General features: G+C 44.8%; 18 protein-coding genes and 1 pseudogene. All 19 read right to left on the bottom strand.

Annotation, left to right across the window (positions count from 1 at the left end; all coding sequences use genetic code 11):
• Positions 1–64: 64 nt before the first annotated feature.
• The 19 genes and pseudogenes from dusB to DEHRE_RS00970 all read right to left on the bottom strand — a co-directional run bounded on the left by dusB (position 65) and on the right by DEHRE_RS00970 (position 18426).
• A complete protein-coding gene (gene dusB, locus DEHRE_RS01060) occupies positions 65–1042 on the bottom strand; it encodes a tRNA dihydrouridine synthase DusB (protein ID WP_025204995.1) in 978 nt (325 codons plus the stop codon).
• Positions 1043–1062: 20 nt separating this feature from the next.
• Positions 1063–1829, bottom strand: a pseudogene (locus DEHRE_RS01055) (type III pantothenate kinase).
• A gap of 37 nt (positions 1830–1866) precedes the next feature.
• Complete coding sequence (gene nadC / locus DEHRE_RS01050; protein WP_019224804.1) at positions 1867–2745, bottom strand: carboxylating nicotinate-nucleotide diphosphorylase; 879 nt, start codon at positions 2743–2745, stop codon at positions 1867–1869.
• Positions 2723–4336: an L-aspartate oxidase gene (gene nadB, locus DEHRE_RS01045; RefSeq protein WP_019224805.1), complete on the bottom strand. Its 1614-nt coding sequence runs from the start codon at positions 4334–4336 to the stop codon at positions 2723–2725. The genes nadC and nadB overlap by 23 nt, the downstream gene beginning before the upstream one ends.
• Before the next feature lie 32 nt (positions 4337–4368).
• Positions 4369–5289: a quinolinate synthase NadA gene (nadA, locus tag DEHRE_RS01040; protein WP_025204993.1), complete on the bottom strand. Its 921-nt coding sequence runs from the start codon at positions 5287–5289 to the stop codon at positions 4369–4371.
• A gap of 61 nt (positions 5290–5350) precedes the next feature.
• Positions 5351–5734, bottom strand: a complete 384-nt coding sequence (gene panD / locus DEHRE_RS01035) for an aspartate 1-decarboxylase (protein WP_015042360.1) — start codon at positions 5732–5734, stop codon at positions 5351–5353.
• Between the two features lie 6 nt (positions 5735–5740).
• The gene (gene panC / locus DEHRE_RS01030) at positions 5741–6604 is read right to left on the bottom strand and encodes a pantoate--beta-alanine ligase (protein ID WP_025204992.1); all 864 of its coding nucleotides are present in this window, start codon (positions 6602–6604) and stop codon (positions 5741–5743) included.
• Positions 6601–7506, bottom strand: coding sequence for a Rossmann-like and DUF2520 domain-containing protein (locus DEHRE_RS01025; RefSeq protein WP_019224808.1), 906 nt, complete (start codon positions 7504–7506; stop codon positions 6601–6603). Before DEHRE_RS01025 ends, panC begins: the two co-directional genes overlap by 4 nt.
• Before the next feature lie 281 nt (positions 7507–7787).
• Positions 7788–8261: a 2-amino-4-hydroxy-6-hydroxymethyldihydropteridine diphosphokinase gene (folK, locus tag DEHRE_RS01020; RefSeq protein ID WP_019224809.1), complete on the bottom strand. Its 474-nt coding sequence runs from the start codon at positions 8259–8261 to the stop codon at positions 7788–7790.
• On the bottom strand, positions 8230–8625 hold the full coding sequence (folB, locus tag DEHRE_RS01015; protein ID WP_025204988.1) for a dihydroneopterin aldolase: 396 nt from the start codon (positions 8623–8625) through the stop codon (positions 8230–8232). The genes folK and folB overlap by 32 nt, the downstream gene beginning before the upstream one ends.
• Positions 8612–9835, bottom strand: coding sequence for a dihydropteroate synthase (folP, locus tag DEHRE_RS01010; RefSeq protein WP_083221926.1), 1224 nt, complete (start codon positions 9833–9835; stop codon positions 8612–8614). The genes folB and folP overlap by 14 nt, the downstream gene beginning before the upstream one ends.
• 62 nt (positions 9836–9897) lie before the next feature.
• Positions 9898–10602, bottom strand: coding sequence for a DUF881 domain-containing protein (locus tag DEHRE_RS01005; protein ID WP_019224812.1), 705 nt, complete (start codon positions 10600–10602; stop codon positions 9898–9900).
• A 2-nt stretch (positions 10603–10604) separates the two neighbouring features.
• Complete coding sequence (locus DEHRE_RS01000; RefSeq protein WP_019224813.1) at positions 10605–11318, bottom strand: DUF881 domain-containing protein; 714 nt, start codon at positions 11316–11318, stop codon at positions 10605–10607.
• 109 nt (positions 11319–11427) lie between these two features.
• Positions 11428–11877, bottom strand: coding sequence for a nucleoside-diphosphate kinase (ndk, locus tag DEHRE_RS00995; protein ID WP_019224814.1), 450 nt, complete (start codon positions 11875–11877; stop codon positions 11428–11430).
• Between the two features lie 66 nt (positions 11878–11943).
• The gene (gene ftsH, locus DEHRE_RS00990) at positions 11944–13836 is read right to left on the bottom strand and encodes an ATP-dependent zinc metalloprotease FtsH (RefSeq protein ID WP_025204982.1); all 1893 of its coding nucleotides are present in this window, start codon (positions 13834–13836) and stop codon (positions 11944–11946) included.
• 135 nt (positions 13837–13971) lie between these two features.
• Complete coding sequence (gene tilS, locus DEHRE_RS00985; RefSeq protein ID WP_242837000.1) at positions 13972–15354, bottom strand: tRNA lysidine(34) synthetase TilS; 1383 nt, start codon at positions 15352–15354, stop codon at positions 13972–13974.
• 162 nt (positions 15355–15516) lie between these two features.
• A complete protein-coding gene (locus tag DEHRE_RS00980) occupies positions 15517–17640 on the bottom strand; it encodes a SpoIIE family protein phosphatase (RefSeq protein WP_025204978.1) in 2124 nt (707 codons plus the stop codon).
• A 245-nt stretch (positions 17641–17885) separates the two neighbouring features.
• Positions 17886–18197, bottom strand: a complete 312-nt coding sequence (locus DEHRE_RS00975; protein ID WP_019224818.1) for an FtsB family cell division protein — start codon at positions 18195–18197, stop codon at positions 17886–17888.
• Positions 18187–18426, bottom strand: a complete 240-nt coding sequence (locus DEHRE_RS00970) for a sigma factor-like helix-turn-helix DNA-binding protein (protein WP_025204977.1) — start codon at positions 18424–18426, stop codon at positions 18187–18189. Before DEHRE_RS00970 ends, DEHRE_RS00975 begins: the two co-directional genes overlap by 11 nt.
• Positions 18427–18496: the final 70 nt, after the last annotated feature.

Genomic DNA, 18496 nt, shown 5'->3' with positions numbered 1-18496 from the left:
ATGAGATTATAAGGAACCTCCATTTTATTGTCAAGCAAATTTACTTAATATTTTGATAGCCGGATTAATGGTCCGGGCATTCCATCGAGTAAATGCCTGAAAACAACGTCTTCATTTCTTGGTAACTTTTGATTTTCATGATCTGGTTCCGGTACTCTGCTGCTTTCCTCATACCCTTGATATACCAGGAAGCGTGTTTGCGGATCTCCTGTACACCGGTTCTTTCGCCTTTATATTCAATAATCTTTTCAAAATGCTGAATAAGTATTCTAAGTTTTTCTCTATTGTCAGGTTCCTGTGGAAGTGTTTCCGTATCGAGATAATATTGGGATCTGCCAATCAGCCACGGATTTCCTAAAGCTCCCCTCGCTATCATGACTCCATCGCATCCGGTAAGCTGAACCATTTTCAGCGCATCTTCCGGAGATAGAATATCCCCATTCCCAATCACAGGTATGCCAATTCTTGCTTTAATTTTACTGATCCATTCCCAGTCAGCCTTGCCGGAATAATATTGTTCTCTGGTCCGGGCATGAACTGTCAGCATGCTGACTCCTGCCTGCTCTAACATTGGCGCCAGTTCAAGCGCAACGATAGTGGAACTATCCCATCCCAGGCGGATTTTAACGGTAACAGGAACCCTCACAGCCTTTACCACTTCGGAGACAATTTCTATCGCTAACGGAATGTTTCGAAGAAGGGATGCTCCTTCACCATTTTTCACAATCTTTGGTGTCGGACATCCCATATTAATGTCTATGATATCAGCTCCATATGTTTCAGCTATTTCAGCTGCTCTGGCCATTGGGACAGGTTCAGATCCAAAAAGCTGAACAATTCGGGGTTCTTCTTCTCCTTTAAGATCAAGCATTTTAAATGTCTTGGCGTTATGATGCAGCAGGGCTTTATCGCTGATCATTTCCGTTATGACGTATTTGCCGCCTGTAAGCCGGATGATTTCCCGAAAGGCCTTATCCGTTATCCCTGCCATCGGGGCCATAAAAACAGGCTTTTCTGACAAATGATACTTCCCTAATTTCATTTTTACCTCAACATATACAATTACCGCAGATTTCTTTCATAAATATACAAAAGTCCTTCCAACGTTAAAAAAGGATCAATAATATCGATCATTTTGGAATCCCCGACAATCAGTTCAGCCAGACCCCCGGTTGCAATGACTTTAGTTTTTCCGCCAAGTTCTTTTTTCATCAGCTCGACAATACGGTCAATCTGTCCGCAAAATCCATGATATATTCCCGCTTGCATACCGCTGACTGTATTTTTGCCGATAACGTTTTTGGTCTTAACAATCTCTACTTTAGGCAATTTCGAGGCTTTCTGGTAGAGTGCCTCAGTAGAAATCCCGATTCCAGGCGCAATCGCTCCCCCTAAGTACTCTCCCTTTTCACTGACAGCGCAAAAAGTTGTTGCCGTGCCAAAATCAACAATAATTATTAACCCGCCGTATTTGGCATAGGCAGCTACAGCGTTTACAATCCTATCAGCCCCAAGTTCCCTTGGATTATCAATATTAATGGAAATACCGGTCTTAACGCCTGGACCAACAATAATCGGGGTTACGCTGAAATACTTTTTGATCATCCGTTCCAGCGCAGGCGTCACAGGTGGTACAACCGAAGAAATAATAGCCCCGGATATATTGCTGAAAGACAAATCGTGAAAACTGAATAAATTCTTAATTGTCGACGCATATTCATCCGATGTATTGTTTTTTCCGTGGAAATTCTCCAGTAATGAATAAGCTCACGGTCTTGGTAAACACCAAGTACAATATTCGTATTCCCGATATCGATGACCAAAATCATTGTACCCGCCTCCCTTTAGAACCGGATAAGTGCCAGATTATATTTTTTCAGCAGAATGAAGGTGCTTCTGAATAGATGGTTTGAAATCATCAACGACCATTGAAAAATCAATCGCTTCGACCGAATGCGTAAGCCTGCCTACTGAAATAATGTCCACTCCCGTCTCAGCAATTTGACGCACTGTGTCTTCCCTAACTCCTCCGGACGCCTCTACGACAACCCGGTGGTTAATATACTGAACCGCTGTTTTCATATCCTGCAGGGACATATTATCGAGCATAATCACGTCAACGCCGCTCAGAACGGCTTCCCGTACCTGTTCCAGCGTTTCACATTCAACCTCTATTTTAACCATATGGCCAACTTTTGTTTTGATTTTTTGAACAGCCTCAGCCAGATTTCCGATTGCGTCCAGATGATTATCCTTAAGCATAACGGCATCATACAAACCAAAACGGTGGTTCGTTCCTCCGCCGACCCTGACAGCGTATTTCTGCAGGTTTCTCATACCCGGCATCGTTTTGCGCGTATCTGTGACCTTAACGCCTAAATCAGATACAAGTTCGACAAATCTTTTGGTAATACTAGATATTCCTGAAAGATGCTGAATGAAATTAAGTACAGTTCTTTCAGCTTGAAGGATTCCTGCCAGTGAACCATTAATTTTCATGATCAGGGTCCCTGGTCCGATACTGTCTCCGTCTTCAACCTGCATCTGAACGTCTATGTACGGATCTATCTTCTTAAAGGTCATCTCAGCAATAAAAAGGCCGCAGATAATCCCATGTGCTTTGGCATAGATTCTGGCTTCACTCTGGTAATCTTTAGGAATGATCAGCGTACTGAGATCTCCGGTACCAATATCTTCTTTTAAAGCACGTTCAATCAATTCTTCATATTGAAACGTAGCGAACATGATAATCCCCCCTCATATAGACAGAATGCTTTTGCCAGTGTTCCTCCGCATTCGGGAAATCCCGTCGGAAATGGCCCCCTCTGCTTTCTTCACGTGCCAAAGCAGCCTTGATAATCACCATTCCAATCGCAAGCATATTGCCAAGCTCGAGTTCCGATACTTCAGAATGGGGGTTAAACCGTTCCATCAATTGATTTAATTCCGCCTGGGCCTGCCGCAAATGTTCTTCATCCCGAATGATTCCGACTTTATCCCATAAAATATTCTGCAGTTCTTCTTTCAGATTAGCCGGGTCTGCAGCGGAATCCCGGACATCACATTCATCGGGGCAGCCTTCATACGGCAAAACATCTTCCGGGTTGGGCATTTCGCCAATCTTCTGATTGATTGTATCAGAAATGGTTGAAGCAAATACTAATCCGTCCAACAAGGAGTTGCTGGCGAGCCTGTTGGCACCATGAACGCCATTACAGGCACATTCACCACAAGCAAAAAGATTTGGCAAATTCGTTTCACCAAATTCATTGATGCGGACTCCGCCCATTAAGTAATGCGCAGCAGGGCCAACCGGTACCGGATCTGTAGAAATATCAACGCCATAATTCAGACAGGTTTTATGGATTCCTGGAAACCTTTGTTCGACTTTGGAGTGTCCCATCGGGCTGAAATCGAGATAGACCTGTCCTGTCTGCATCTGCTTCCATATCTCCCTTGATACAACATCCCTCGGAGCAAGCTCTTTACCGGGAACACCCTCCATAAAACGTTCTCCGCGTGAGTTTACCAGTACAGCTCCCTCTCCTCTGGCTGCCTCCGAAATTAAAAAATTGGGCGCTCCCGGCAGCAGCAGGGCCGTAGGATGGAATTGAATAAATTCCATATCCATAAGTTCGGCTCCTGCCCGATAAGCAGCAGCTATTCCATCTCCTGTCGCAACCGCAGGATTGGTCGTATGCTTATACATCTGACCTGCACCGCCCGTGGCCAGGATAATGGCTTTAGCCAGCCATATTTCCATTGCCAAGGTAATATTGTTAAGCACCAGAGCTCCGCAAACCTCTGCTTTACTGTTCTTAACAAAATCAATTAAATAATAGTTTTCTTTAACGGTAATCGGGCTGGAATGCACAACTTCTACCAGGGCACGTTCTATTTCTCCGCCGGTGGCATCACCGTGAGCATGCAGTACCCTGCTTTTACTGTGGGCACCTTCCCGCGTAAAATCCAGTTTATTATTGCTTTCATCAAATTTGGTGCCAAAATCAATCAGCTTACTGACACACTCCGGTCCTTTCTCAGCCAGGATCTTGACTGCTTTCAGGTTGCATAGCCCTGCTCCGGCTTTAATGGTATCGCCATAGTGAAATTCAGGAGAGTCATCCTCATTAAGAGCAACGGCAATACCTCCCTGAGCATGCTCAGTGTTGCTTGCCATCACATCTTTCTTGGTCAGAACGGTTACTTCATATTTGGGACAAAGTTTGATTGCTGCAAACAATCCCGCAATTCCGCTTCCGAGAATAAGCACTTCTGTCTGGAAGATCTCAAGCTTATCCTTGTCCCAGGGAATCAGATAGTCATTCTCATTCATATCTCTTACTCATCCTCAATATCATATGTTCATTATTGGACGGCCAGCATTCTTTCCAGCGCGCAGACCGCCTTCTCTCTGATTTCTTTTGACACAGTAACGACCGGTGCCATGTTTGAAAGGGTATCCTTGACCTTTTGCAAGCTGATCTTTTTCATATTCGGGCAGATCATATGCGCTGAAGCCATATAAAATTGTTTTCCAGGACAGCGTTTAGTAAGTTCATGCAAAATGCCGCATTCCGTTCCAATAATAAATTCGGTGTCCGTTGAATTTTCTGCATACTTAATAATTCCGGCAGTAGAGCCAACATAATCGGCTTCCCGCCAGACTTCCTCGCGGCATTCAGGATGAACCAGAACTTTTGCTCCCTGATGTTCCTCCCGCGCCTTTAAGATATCTTCCCTGGCGAGTCTGTGATGGGTCGGACAAAATCCCGGCCACAGGTTAATCTTTCTGTTCGTTTTGGCTGCAATATATCCGCCGAGGTTGCCGTCAGGCACAAACAGGATCTCCTCTTTTCCAAGAGATTGAACAATTTTCTCTGCATTGGATGATGTACAACAAATATCGCTTACGGCTTTCACCTCTGCGGATGAATTAACATAACAGACCACCTTTGCACCGGGCAATTTGGTCTTCGCTTCTTTGAGCCGGTTTGCTTCGACCATGTCAGCCATTGGGCAGCCGGCCGAAGGTTCTGGAAGCAGGACAGTCTTTTCCGGGGATAGGATTGCAGCACTTTCTGCCATAAAATGGACCCCGCAGAATACGATGACATCCGCATCTGTCCGGGCAGCCTGCTGGGCGAGCTGAAGTGAATCTCCGACAAAATCCGCAATATCCTGAATGTCCCTCGGCTGGTAATAATGGGCAAGAATTACCGCTTTTCTTTGCTTGCGCAGAGCATTTATATCATTGATCAGCTGATCTTTGCGTTCGTCATTATCCATTATCAGCCGCTCCTTTCGCTCGTAGACCTTTTTCTAATTCTATTCTTCGACATAAAATGTGTCAAGCCTGTACGCCGTGCACTTCAACATCATCGATTCTGACCGGCTGGTTCTTTTCGTCGACAAAAACAATTTTCGGTGTATATCCTTTGCTTTCTTCATCGGAAAACAGCCCATAGGAAATAATAATCACCTGATCCCCGACCTGAACCAGCCTGGCTGCTGCTCCATTTAGACAGATCATTCCGGAATTCTCCTCTCCTGGAATAACATACGTTTCCAGCCTTGCTCCATTATTCAGGTTAACGACCTGAACTTTCTCATTTTCCAGAATATCGGCCTGCTCCATCAGGCTGCGGTCTATCGTTATGCTTCCCACATAATTCAGGTTGGCTTCAGTAACCCTAGCTTTATGGATCTTTGATTTCATCATATTTCTGAACATTTTTTCTCACACCTCCACGACAATATTATCAATCAAGCGCGTTGTGCCAAAACGTACGGCAAGAGCAATCACAACAGGGCAGTCAATACTGTCGACAGCTGCAAGATTGTCCGCTTTTCTTATTTCTACATAATCAATTTTCCCGTTTGATTCACTGCTTATTCTCTGTCTGATCTCTTCTCTGACAACTTCAGTGCAGGTCTCACCTTCAATAATTCGTGCCTCCGCTTCCTGCAATGAACGGAATAACACCGGGGCTTGCCGCCGGTCTTCACTGCTCAAATAAGCGTTTCTAGAACTCTTGGCTAGTCCGTCGCTTTCTCGAACCGTCGGGAAGGCCACGATTTTAACAGGGCTATTTAAATCTTTTGTCATTTGTTTGATGACAGCAACCTGCTGGTAATCTTTTAAGCCAAAATAGGCTTCATCAGGTTGAATAATATTAAAAAGTTTCGTCACAACAGTTGCTACTCCCTGAAAGTGTCCCTGACGGCTGGCTCCGCAGAGGACCTCGGTGATCTGGGATACCTGAACTGCCGTAAGGCTTTTTCCGTCCGGATACATTTCCGCGACCGAAGGAGCAAATAACAAGTCTACTCCTGCCTGTTCGGCGAGTCCCGAATCCCTGGCAAGATCACGCGGATATTTCTCATAATCCTCATTCGGACCAAACTGTAAGGGATTCACAAATATACTCATCACAATATAGATTTTTTTGTGATTCGGATCTTGATTTCTGGCTATTTTGACCATGGACTGATGGCCTTCATGCAAGAAGCCCATCGTGGGTATAAGGACAACAGCTTTTCCCAGCTGTTTGGCTGATGCTATTTTTTCTCTTGTTTCAGTTATTTTTTTGGCAATGATCATTGCTTTGTTTCCTTTCCTAAGTCATTCAAAAGTTCTTCCAGGTCGTTTAAATCTTCTGGGCGATAGGATGCCCTATCCCATAGTTTTTTTTCTAATCCCAATTCCAAGGCCAGCTTTCCAAGCTCTCTATAGACTGTTCTTATCTCTTCAGGCATGCTTTGTAAATGTCTTGCGACGACTTCGGCATCTCCCCTGGCAATTGGCCCTGTAAGCGCCCCAGGAAGCCCCAGTTTGCCAATATTCCGACAGGATCCGGCTAACAGCGGAAGTAAGGCAGCCAGAGCGTCTTTACGCTCTATTCCGGCCTGTTCAAATAGTTTGACTGCCAGCAGGACCAGCGAAACAAGATAATTTGAGACGACAACCGCTCCAGCATGATAAAGGCTTTTTTTAGCCGGATTAATTTTAAGTGGAATTCCGCCTAATAACATAACCAGTTCCTCCCCTTGGCGCTCAACCTCCGGACTGCTGCCTTCTATGCCAAAATAGGTTCCCTTCATGACGGAAACCGCGACATCAATATTTGCAAAGGCCTGCAGTGGATGCAGAGACAGGTAGCCGACAGGCAGTACAGGATCCTGACACATGACTCCCGAAGGCAAAGACCCTGAGCAGTGAATCCAGATTTGACCTGGTTTAATATCCTTCTCCTGAGAAAGTCTGGCCGCTGCGTCTTCAATGTTGCAATCCTGAGTCGTAATAAAAATCAGATCTGACTCCATCACAAGCTGCTTCAATCCAAGCTGCTCTTTTGGCAAGTATCTGCGAAAATGATCATATGACCTTTTGCCGCGGGTATGGACTCCGATACACTCCAGCCCTGCTTTCTCCAACAGAATCGCCAGAGATGTCCCGACCACGCCAGTTCCGATGATTCCAAATTTTATTGTATTTTCTGACAAAAAAATACACCTCACATGGTGAAGGTGTATTGTTATAAACGAATTCAACATATACCCTGCCTTCACCGTCCCAGTAGTAATAATCCAAGCGGTTGATGCACGATCCGATCAGTCATAAAAAATAGTAGAACTGCTACGGTACAACTCTATACAGATATCGTCTGCAGCTTACTCTTTAGTATATGATAAAGAAGAGAAATAATAAAGAAAAATCTTAAAGAACCATCCATATTTTATGATTTTTTATAATTTTACTTAAAACGTATTGATCTTATTTATACCTATATTTTAGTAATTTTTTTAATAAGTCCTTCGCCTTGAACAGTTCCGATTACTCTTCCTGACTGCAGAATATAATCCGGTGATATTTCTCTTAGCGGAGCCAGTACGAACTCTCTTTGTTCCATAAAGGGATGCGGAATTGTCAGTTTTTCAGTCTGAATTACGTAATCCTGATAGGAAAGAATATCGATATCAATGGTGCGCGGCCCCCAATGAGTCAGTCGTTTTCTTCCTAGAGACGTTTCAATTTGCTGGCAGACCTCAAGCAGTTCGTAAGGATCCAGCTCCGTTTCAATGCCAATGGCCATATTCAGGAAAGGTGACTGGTCAACATTGCCCCAGGGTTCAGTCTCATAGAGGCTGGAAATACGCTGAATCATGATCCCTGAAGTATCCATCAGCATATTGAGTGCCCGATCCAAATATTCCTTGCGGTCTCCTTCATTGCTCCCCAAACTTAAAAATGCTCTCATCTTTTTTCTCCCGTATGATTTCTACGGATATATCCTTAAGAATTCCGGAAACCGGGGCATTCGGCTTATGTACCTCTACCCGGACGCCTGAACAGCGAAATCCGGTTGTAATTTCCAAGGCTATTTTTTCGGCAAGCGTTTCGATCAGCTGATAACGCTGATCAAGGACACAATTTTTGATTACTTGATAGACTTCAGCATAATTGACAGTTTCCGCTAGATTGTCCTGCATACTGACCGGTTTTTTCAGGAAGATGTCCACGTCAATCAGAAATCTTTGGCCAAGAACCTGCTCCTCCTCCATCACCCCATGGTAAGCATAAAACTCCATACCACGCAGGTGAATGACATCACTTTCCTTCATAATCTTCTCCTCTTTTTCGACGTATCACCAGGTCAGTGATAAGCGCAGCCTTTTTGTTTTCGGGAACATCATGCACACGCAGAATATCTGCTCCGGCGACAATTCCGAGCGTCCCCAGGGCAATCGTCGGTTCCAGCCTTTGATCAACCGGAAGGTTCAAGGTCCGTCCAATCACGGATTTGCGGGATACTCCCAGAAGAAGAGGACACCCTAGCGATTTAAATTCTTCCATCCGGCTTAAGACTTCCATATTCTGTTCCGGTGTTTTTCCAAACCCGATTCCGGGATCGACAATAATTTGATTCTGCGTCAATCCGCAGTCTAGAGCCATTTCAATGCTACGCTCCAGGAATGACAATATTTCACCCATCATATTCTTATATTCTGTATGATCCTGATTATGCATTATCACGACCGGAGCTTGATATTCTGCAATAACGCCGGCCATTTCAGGATCTTTCTGCAAACCCCAGATATCATTAATGATATGGGCCCCCAACCGCAAAGACTTGGCTGCAACAGCTGCTTTTTGGGTATCAATCGATATTGGAACCGAACAGACCGGGATAAGTGCTTTAAGTACCGGTTCAAGTCTGGACCACTCTTCTTCGGCACTGACGCCGCCATATCCCGGGCGGGTGGACTCCCCGCCAATATCAAGCATATCAGCACCGTCGGCAACCATTTTTTCCGCCTGCTTTAAAGCATTCTCGATGTTGTCAAATTTTCCGCCGTCGGAAAAGGAATCCGGCGTTACGTTTAATATTCCCATGATCAAAGTCTTTTGACCCCAAATGAGACTCTTTCCCCTGCAATCAATGATTCCGGCCGGAGGTTCCTCCAAATAGGTCATCAGCTCGCATAAGGACTGAGCGAGGGATTGGAACTCCGCGGACATCGTCGCCAGTCTGTCCGCAAGTTTGGTTAACTGCTTATAGGTACCTATAAGCAACACATCGCTTTCCGGTGCTCCGTTGTCGAGCAAATCTTTATGGACAGCTGCATCTCCACCGGAGGAGAGCATTTCCTGTTTCAGAACCAAGGCTACCGGAGCCGGTACATTCTCCAGCTTGATCGGTTTGGTCAAAGCCTTGCCGTTCATATATGGAAGACCACCAGGGTCAACGCCAACCTGGCTTAGGGCTCTTTCAGCCTGCAGCAGGCTGTCTATTTTTAGCCATCGCATATTGTACGCCTTCAAATCCTTCACTCCTTTTCCGCCTTAATCAATGAATTCATTTTCTCCAATTCAGGCGCTCACCTGTTATCAGGTTATCCTTTCTTTACCTCCGAAGCGTACTCGAAGGTATAGCTTCCTTTAAAGGATGGAATTGTCACCGTTTCGCGGGTTATTTCAACTTTTCTGCCAAATTGTTTCAAGTCAATCGCGATCATATTCGTCAAATAGTCGAGTAGATCATCCTGTTTGCCAATAGCCAGGATTTCATACGTGGTTCCGCCAATCCTGCTGATCGGGACTGAATTCACCAGGATTGTCGCTGTCCCGCTGATAACAATGGAAGTCGAAGCAACAATCCGCTGACCATTGATGCTGATCGCTTCTGCTCCTGCCAATCGCAGGACATTCACGATCTCGCGCAGCTCATCCGTACTCAGCGGGATAACTGCATCAGTATCCGGACCGCTGTCTTTGACAATCATCTTAACCCCAGGTCCGGTAACAGCGATGGTTCCGTCAGCGATTTTAAGCTGATCCAGTCTTGCCCTAAGATAGGGATTCTCACTGTTTTGGTTCCTGTATCTTTCCAATTCTGCAGATATTCGATTATATTCTTCCTGCAAAGAATTGTTTTCATCCTGCAAGGTTTTCATCACCGTATCGGTCTGCTCAACTCTTTGCTGCTGAATTTTTTCTGCACTGTCCACTTCTCTTTGCGCCTGAAATTGAAGGGAAATCAAAAAGCCAATCGCTACGGCGGCAATCGTCGCAACCGTTATGACATGTTTGTTTATCAAGTCTAACCCTCCTTGACAGGCTGTGCATACTTATAACTGTACTGATTGGCGGCAGGTACTGTGACAGATTCCTTAGGTATTTCCAGTTTACGGGTTATGCCGTATTGTTGCTGATATTCCCCGAGCATGTCCCATACGTAAAACTGAAGAGCCGATTTTAAGTTATCCTGATTGCCAATCGCCACGATGTTATACGGTGGCATCTGTCTTGTGTTGTTGATCTTAATATAAGAACCGCTGCAGAATATTTCTGTATTAGAAGTAATCCGCTGGTCATTAATCGAAATGGCCTCAGCTCCGCCATTCCACAGTGCATTGACGATTGCCCTCAAGTATTCCTCATGGATATAATAATTCCCAATGTTCCCATTACTTGTGCTTCGCTTCTGATCAGAATCATCCAGAACGATCACAATGCCCGGGCCACTGAGGGACACAAGCCCTGCACTGATCTTCGCCTGCTCCAACTGCTCGGAAGCCAGGGCCGCAGCGCTTTCCCCCGCCTGATACTTCGTCAATTCTTCCAGCAGTTTGTCATTTTCTCCAGCCAATTGTTCATTCTCCATCTCCAGCTGAAGAAGGCTCGGGAGATTTTTCTCCTGCGAAGAAGCATTTTGATCAGCCATATAGGATTTAATAATAATTACAAGAAAAACACCGATCAGCAGCATACCCACACTGATCATCATCCATGCCATTTTCTTTTTATCCTGCATCTGATTCACCCCGGCTTATTCTGACATATAAAACAAAACTTGGTTCAGAAAGTACTTTGAGTTTTTCTGACAGACTGTAAAAAGGACACCCGAATGGGTGTCCTTGTATTTACTCGCTAAGCCACTCTTCACCGGCTTTTGCATAATGAAGAATCTCCGCCGGTTTGAAGTACAAGGAAATTTCCCTCTCGGCACTTTCCACAGAATCTGAGCCATGGATGACGTTTCTGCTGATGTCCATCGCATAGGCGCCTCTGATAGAACCAGGGTTGGCATTGGCAGGATTGGTCGCCCCCATCATTTCTCTAGCTATAGCGACTACATTCTTGCCTTCCCAGACCATCGCCACAACCGGCGAGGACATAATATACTGAACGGTAGGTTCAAAAAAACCTTTACCCTTATGTTCCTTATAGTGTTCTTCCGCCAAGGCTCTGTCTACCTGGATCAACTTTAAGCCAACAAGCTTAAATCCTTTCTTTTCAAATCTGCCAATCACTTCACCAACCAGACCTCTTTGAATGGCGTCCGGCTTAAGCATAAGAAAAGTTCTTTCCACGGGAATCCTCCTTAAATGTCTATTATAAGATATTTTGAGCTCATCTGAGCAAGTATCTTGTCAACCTTAAGCATTTTCACTTTCTTCTTTTGGTTCATTATCTTCCGTACTGTTGCCGTTTGTGGACAGAGGCGTGTCATAAGGATCACCTATGCGTGACTCGTCATATTTGGCAATAATATCCTGGAAAGAGTCTGCCTCCAGCGTTTCATTGACCATCAGTGCCTGGGCAATCGCATGCAGAATCTCAATTTTCTCTGAAATGATATCCTGCGCCTTTTGATAAGATTCATCAATGATACGGCGCACCTCATGATCAATCGCCTGGGCTACAGATTCACTGTAATTACGGTCACGCGCAATATCACGTCCCAGGAAAACCTGTTCTTCTTTATGGCCGAAAGTTACCGGTCCGAGCTCTTCCGACATCCCGAGTTCGGTAATCATTTTTCTTACGATGCCTGTCGCACGTTCCAGGTCGTTGGAAGCGCCGGTACTGATCTCATGCAAAACCAGAGCTTCAGCTACTCTGCCGCCCAAAAGCATGGTGACCTGGTCAAGCAGCTGGGACTTCGTCATATAGTTGCGGTCCTCTTTCGGCAGCAGCAGCGTATAGCCTCCTGCCCGGCCTCTTGGTATAATCGAAACCTTATGCAGGGGATCCGTATGCGGAAGGTATTCTCCCAGAAGCGCATGGCCGGCTTCATGGTAAGAAACCAGTTTCTTTTCAAAATCACTGATCACCCGGCTTTTCTTTTCCGGACCGGCAATGACTCTTTCAATCGAATCTTCCAGCGCCTTCATATCGACTTTTTTCTCATTACGCCGGGCTGAAAGCAAAGCAGCTTCATTGACCAGATTGGCAAGATCAGCCCCTGTAAAGCCGGGGGTTCTGCGCGCTAAAACTTCAAGGTTAACATCTGAAGCTAACGGTTTACCCTTGACATGGACCATCAGAATTTCCTCTCTTCCTTTGATATCCGGGAGAGTGACAACAATCTGTCTGTCAAAACGCCCAGGACGGAGAAGAGCCGGATCCAGGATATCCGAACGGTTGGTCGCAGCAATGACGATGACACCTTCGTTACCGTTAAATCCGTCCATTTCGACCAGAAGCTGATTCAGGGTCTGCTCGCGCTCATCATGGCCGCCGCCCAAGCCGGCACCGCGCTGACGTCCCACAGCATCAATTTCATCGATAAAAACGATACAGGGGGAATTCTTTTTAGCCTGTTCAAAAAGATCCCTCACCCTTGAGGCTCCAACACCAACAAACATTTCCACAAAATCCGAACCGCTGATGCTGAAGAACGGAACTCCGGCTTCTCCGGAAACGGCTTTCGCCAGCAAAGTTTTTCCGGTTCCGGGAGGGCCAAAAAGGAGTACCCCTTTCGGAATCTTAGCTCCAATCTCATTGAATTTTTTCGGTGATTTCAGAAATTCTACGATTTCTTCCAATTCTTCCTTAACTTCATCTGCACCTGCAACATCTTTAAACGTATATTTGTGTTCATCTGATACCAACCGTGCCCTGCTTTTGCCAAATTGCATTACCTTGCTTCCGCCGCCTTGGGTTTGCTGCATCATGTAGAAGAACAACCCAAAAATAAACAGGAACATCAGGAGAGTTGGCAGGACAGAAACCCACCACGGTACAGTGGCCGGAGGCTCAAATGTAAGGTTGATATTCTGTTTTTCCATCTCATCCAGAAGGGTTTGATCTCCCGAGGGACCGGCGACTTCGTAGATCTTGCTGTCTTTCATGGTAACGGTATAGACGTAGTATTTATCATTGACCTGAACGGAAACATCACTGACGCCGCCCGAAGCAATAGCCTGCTTAAAAGCATTATATTTTAGACTGGTATCCTTTGCTTCAGGAGGATTTACCCATTTGATAAGCAAAACTGCAAGAAGAATAATCAACAAATAGATCGCGACATTTTTTAGTATTTTCAATCCGGAGATCCTCCTCTCATTGATGGAAACATATTGTCAATACTTAAAGTACATTTATTCGAACGTTTGAAAAACTATGAGATATTATATCATGTGGTTTCCTATTTTACAATCAATCCAAAATAGTAGAAAACCTTATATTTCAGCCGCAACCAAATACAGTCTGGAAGATTGCGGACCAGCCGGCAAAAGGCTATCTCCCCTGCATACACCTGGGATCCAGACGACGAGATCGCCAAAAGCAAAAAACAGAATCTTATCACGTTCCCCAGCAGAAATATCTTTGTCCTGAAAAACCTTTTTAATTGCTTTATGCCCTAAATTCTTAAAATAAATACGGTCTCCGGCCTGTCTCGTCCTACATACCAAAGGCTCAGTCTGAACAGACATTTGGACCGGATCAAGTTCGGTACTCCACAAAACATGCTGTTCTTCCGGATAGAAATCAAAAATTCCCACCTGTACTTTTAACTCCGTAATTTTATTCCAAACGTTCAAAGCAAGAGGTAACTTGACAAAAAGCCGGAACTCTTCAATTCTATCTTTCCCGGAAATATACTCTTTTGATTCTCGCTCTACGTTAAAAAAGAAAAGGCCTTGCTTGACAACTTCTACCTTAAAACCTTGAAGATCCTGACGCCATCCGGTCTGTTTCCCCTTTTGCATCCAAAGCTTAACAAATTTAAACGCTGGCCCTCTTGTTTCTCCCGATACCTGCGAAGCCGCTTTCCGGAGCAGGCGGGAAAGGATTGCCTCCGGTTCTTTCCAGGCTTCGTGCGAAAGCAGGACTCTGGTATGATCTGCCCGGAGACAGTACCTGGGCCACAAAGCTTCCGTCTGGGCACAAATATATTCTTCGTCCCAGCGCAGCAGTTCCGCTGTTCGTCCCAAAGCATCCGTAATCCTCTGATTATATTTGCTTTCCAGTCCAGGAATTAGCTCGAGTCTGATCTTATTCCTGTAATAGTCCGTTTCCAGATTGCTCTTGTCAATTGAATAGGGAAGACTTTGAACTTTGCAGTATTCCAGGATTTCTTCTTTTGTTACCGAAAGGAGCGGACGGATGATTTTGTCTTTAACAGGATAAATGCCTGCAAGTCCTGTTGTTCCGCTCCCTCTTAAGAGACGGTAGAGAACAGTTTCCGCCTGATCTCCCAAATGGTGGGCAGTGGCCAGTAAATCACAGCCCCACGCTTCCATGTCTTCCTTCCAGCGGGCATAGCGCCATTCCCTTGATGCTTCCTGAAAACTTTGGCGGCAAGCTGAAGCGTTACGTTTCGCATCAAATTCATGCAAAATAAATCCTGCTTTCCATTCCCCAGCAAGATTCTTAACAAGCTCCGCTTCCTTGTCGGCTTCTCTCCTGACCTTATGATTGACATGCGTAATAACAAAAGAAATATTCTTATCTTGATTTTCGCACGAATAGCGGTAAATGACATGAGCCAGGGCCACCGAGTCCGGTCCTCCCGAAACAGCTACAAGCACCTTGGACTGAGACGGAATTTGTTGCGGCAATACCTCCGAGCTCAAGCTTTCATACATTATTTTCTCCGCAGCCTTCCTAAAATCGTATTAATACTATTCTCTCCAGATTTTGCCGATTTGTCAAAGCATTTAAAACAAATATTTTTATTTTTAATATAAAGGTTAAATCTTAACAACAGCTTAAAACTGGGTTTAATTTCTGGCATCGTTTCCAGCCAAGTCCTTCCTCTTGACAACCAGGACAACCCCGTCATCCTCCAGGCAGGCCCCGGACAGTCTTCGTGCTTCTTTGACAATACTGTCGGCCAGATCCTGCGAAGACAAACTTCTGTTGTTCTTCAGATATTCTTTGAGCCAATCGTCCTTTCTTTTAGCCACATCCAAGATTCCGTCTGTTACGATGACAAGCGTCTCGTCTTTAAAAGGAATATCAATCGCCGGGATATCAATATCGTTCAGTATACCAGCCGGCAGACTTGATGTTTTTACTGCATCTACTTTGTTTCTGCTGATGATATAGGTCGGTGCTGCTCCAATTTTAATCAGCCTGGCTTGATCTGCCTCGATATTCAACACGGCCATATCGACGGTGACAAAGCTCTCTTCCGGAGAACGTAAAACCAGGATTGAATTAAGCGCTTTGATGGCACTCTCCGGTTCAAATCCAGTACTCAGAAGCTGTTCCAGTATTGTAAGTGCCGCTGAGCTCATCCTGGCCGCCTCTTCCCCTGCGCCCATACCGTCACAGATAATCAGCGCGTTTTTGGATGAAGATAACGAAACCGAACTAAAGTTATCGCCGCTTATGCCATTACCGGTTTTAATAAAAGAGCCGATACCCAGATCTAAAACCAGTTTATGCTTGCGGGACCAGACCAGTGGTTTTCCGTCTTCGTGATTATGCTGAGAATGAAGCTCCTGGGCGAGGTGCCCGATCACCTGAGATACACTTCTGTACTGGCCGGCTAAGGCTTCTCTGTTTATGGCCAGACGTTTTTGCCAAACCTCTTTGTCTTTTTCCTGCTCCAGAATAAATTGAGCCGCCAGCATGACTTCTTCAAGTTTACTGCATTTTCCCCATTCGACAGGCACTTTCTCCTGATTGATTTGGTCTGAAGCTTCACCGGTTTGGTTTCTTTGAATTCTTTTCTCTTCATAGGCAAACAAGTCATACATAAAATGATAGGTTTGGTGAAAATCCTGCTGCCAGCAATAATTCGAATCCGGGCAATGCCGACATATCTTATCGACCAGGGTATTCATCATTTCCGGTACTTCCGGCTGCAGCCTGGATTCAAGTCCTGCCGCCTGGAAACCATAAGCAAGCTGATCAAATAGGTCACCAACAGTTTTGACTTTGCTTACTGTTGTTTCGATTTCTGGCATTACTTTATTCTTCAGAAAAAATTTTTCATGTTTTCCGGGTAATAAGAAAAACATAAGAAGCGCAAGCGCGGACGAATAAAGATGAGAAGTCAAAAATGTCTCATTGACAAAAAAAGAGGCCATCAAAATAGAAGCGCTGTAGGCAGCCGCAACTCCCATCTTGCCAAAACGGGTAAACCCTCCGCACATAAACCCGAGTAAGCTGTAGAGTCCCGCATCAATCAGGTTATCGATTCCAAGATTCCATTTTAACAAAAAGCCTAAAATTGCTCCGACACCTGCAGCTGAACCAGCTCCGTATTTATAGGCCACAAAAAGCAGAAAGAACCCCAGAAATGTGATCTGTAAATTGATTTTCCCAAAAGCGAGCCCTTGTAAGCCGCTTAAGCAGACTGCCAGAACTAAAATCCATACCATACCTTGTTCGCCCTTGAAATTGCCCTTCATAAGGCTTTCCTTATGAAGAAACGCAAAGAAAAAAATAATTGAAAAGCCTGCCGCAATAATGCTTTGGACCATTACCAGCAAGATAGACTCCACTCCGAAGCCATTGGTAAACCATGATACGCCTAATCCGGGCAGTAAGGTTCCAAGTGCCGTAAGCCCAGCGAGAAGAAGTATTTTTCCCTTGCTCTCTTTGATCATCTGAACTGCCAGAACACCTAGAACCGCGCTCGGCATAACTTCCAGAAACACTGAAAAATCCTGGACAGATACCAGACCGACCGTAATTCCGGTAAGACCCGGCAGAATCCATTTTTTCATATTCATGCCGAGAACTGCAAGATAGGCAATAGCAAATGGATAAATACCCAATAGGTTTGCCCGGGCTGTTAAAAAACCTCCGATAACAATCAGACATTGTATTCCCAGCGAGTCAGAAAATCGGTTAATGATTTTTTCCGCTTTGAGTGTTGCCCATTCAGCCATAATGCCACCTCTTCCACTTAATGGAATTATTATAGCTGATGGCTGCCGCGAAGCTTGTCTAATTCGGGAATCTCCGTCGGCAATCATTTTTCTTGCTTCAGCAAAAAAACTATTGGCATTGTATCATATACGAATATCACCGCCCAATTGACATGATATTACCTGATCAAAAAGCGCTGCCGTTAACAAATTAAAAATAATTCGTTGTGCGGCAGCGCTTATCAAATACACTTATCATTTATAGATTAATTTTCCGACTCTTTGGGAGCTATTAAAATTTCTCCTTTACGAACCAGTCCAAGTTTTTCTCTGGCTAATTGTTCCACATAACTCGGGGTATTTAATTTCTCTATTTCCTCATGCAATTGACCATTTTGAGCAATAATCTGAAGCTTTTTACTCTCGAGCTCTGCTTTTTGCTGCTCAATGGAACGATCCAACTGAAGCAGCTGATAGGACCAGCTTCCGCCTAACATCAAAGCAATCCCCAAAACAATTACGAATATTGGGTTTATCTTTTTTATTCTCTTTTTTGTATGCTTTTTGCTATTTCTCATTTTCCTCATCATCCTCCAGTGGATAATTCAGCCCTAATTCATGATCCTGGATGATTCCGATGATCTGATATCCTTTGGTCTTGGCCCTTGCGAGCATGGTTGAAACAGAACTGCCGCTTATCCCCAAAACCTTGGCGATATCCTCGCTGGAACGCCCGCTTTCTTTAAGCATGACAGCTTGTCTCTCCCGGAAACTTAGTTTTTCCAACCCTCGTATTTCCCAGTGCAAAATCTTCTTTTCCTTATTGTCAATTTACCAACAAAGACAAAAATCCGTCTACATACCAGCTACATATTCC

This window comes from Dehalobacter restrictus DSM 9455, assembly GCF_000512895.1.
Lineage (GTDB): Bacteria > Bacillota > Desulfitobacteriia > Desulfitobacteriales > Syntrophobotulaceae > Dehalobacter > Dehalobacter restrictus.
The sequence above is the reverse complement of the archived record's forward strand: the minus strand, read 5'-3'. Positions and strand labels throughout refer to the sequence as shown.

What these genes read in the sequence shown, in the direction of transcription:
- DEHRE_RS01000 (WP_019224813.1), bottom strand. Translation starts at nt 11,318, where the DNA reads ATGCAGGATAAAAAGAAAATGGCATGGATGATGATCAGTGTGGGTATG.
- DEHRE_RS00980 (WP_025204978.1), bottom strand. Translation starts at nt 17,640, where the DNA reads ATGGCTGAATGGGCAACACTCAAAGCGGAAAAAATCATTAACCGATTT.
- folK (WP_019224809.1), bottom strand. Translation starts at nt 8,261, where the DNA reads ATGAGAGCATTTTTAAGTTTGGGGAGCAATGAAGGAGACCGCAAGGAA.
- dusB (WP_025204995.1), bottom strand. Translation starts at nt 1,042, where the DNA reads ATGAAATTAGGGAAGTATCATTTGTCAGAAAAGCCTGTTTTTATGGCC.
- nadB (WP_019224805.1), bottom strand. Translation starts at nt 4,336, where the DNA reads ATGAATGAGAATGACTATCTGATTCCCTGGGACAAGGATAAGCTTGAG.
- DEHRE_RS00975 (WP_019224818.1), bottom strand. Translation starts at nt 18,197, where the DNA reads ATGAGAAATAGCAAAAAGCATACAAAAAAGAGAATAAAAAAGATAAAC.
- folB (WP_025204988.1), bottom strand. Translation starts at nt 8,625, where the DNA reads ATGAAGGAAAGTGATGTCATTCACCTGCGTGGTATGGAGTTTTATGCT.
- nadC (WP_019224804.1), bottom strand. Translation starts at nt 2,745, where the DNA reads ATGTTCGCTACGTTTCAATATGAAGAATTGATTGAACGTGCTTTAAAA.
- panD (WP_015042360.1), bottom strand. Translation starts at nt 5,734, where the DNA reads ATGTTCAGAAATATGATGAAATCAAAGATCCATAAAGCTAGGGTTACT.
- panC (WP_025204992.1), bottom strand. Translation starts at nt 6,604, where the DNA reads ATGATCATTGCCAAAAAAATAACTGAAACAAGAGAAAAAATAGCATCA.
- nadA (WP_025204993.1), bottom strand. Translation starts at nt 5,289, where the DNA reads ATGGATAATGACGAACGCAAAGATCAGCTGATCAATGATATAAATGCT.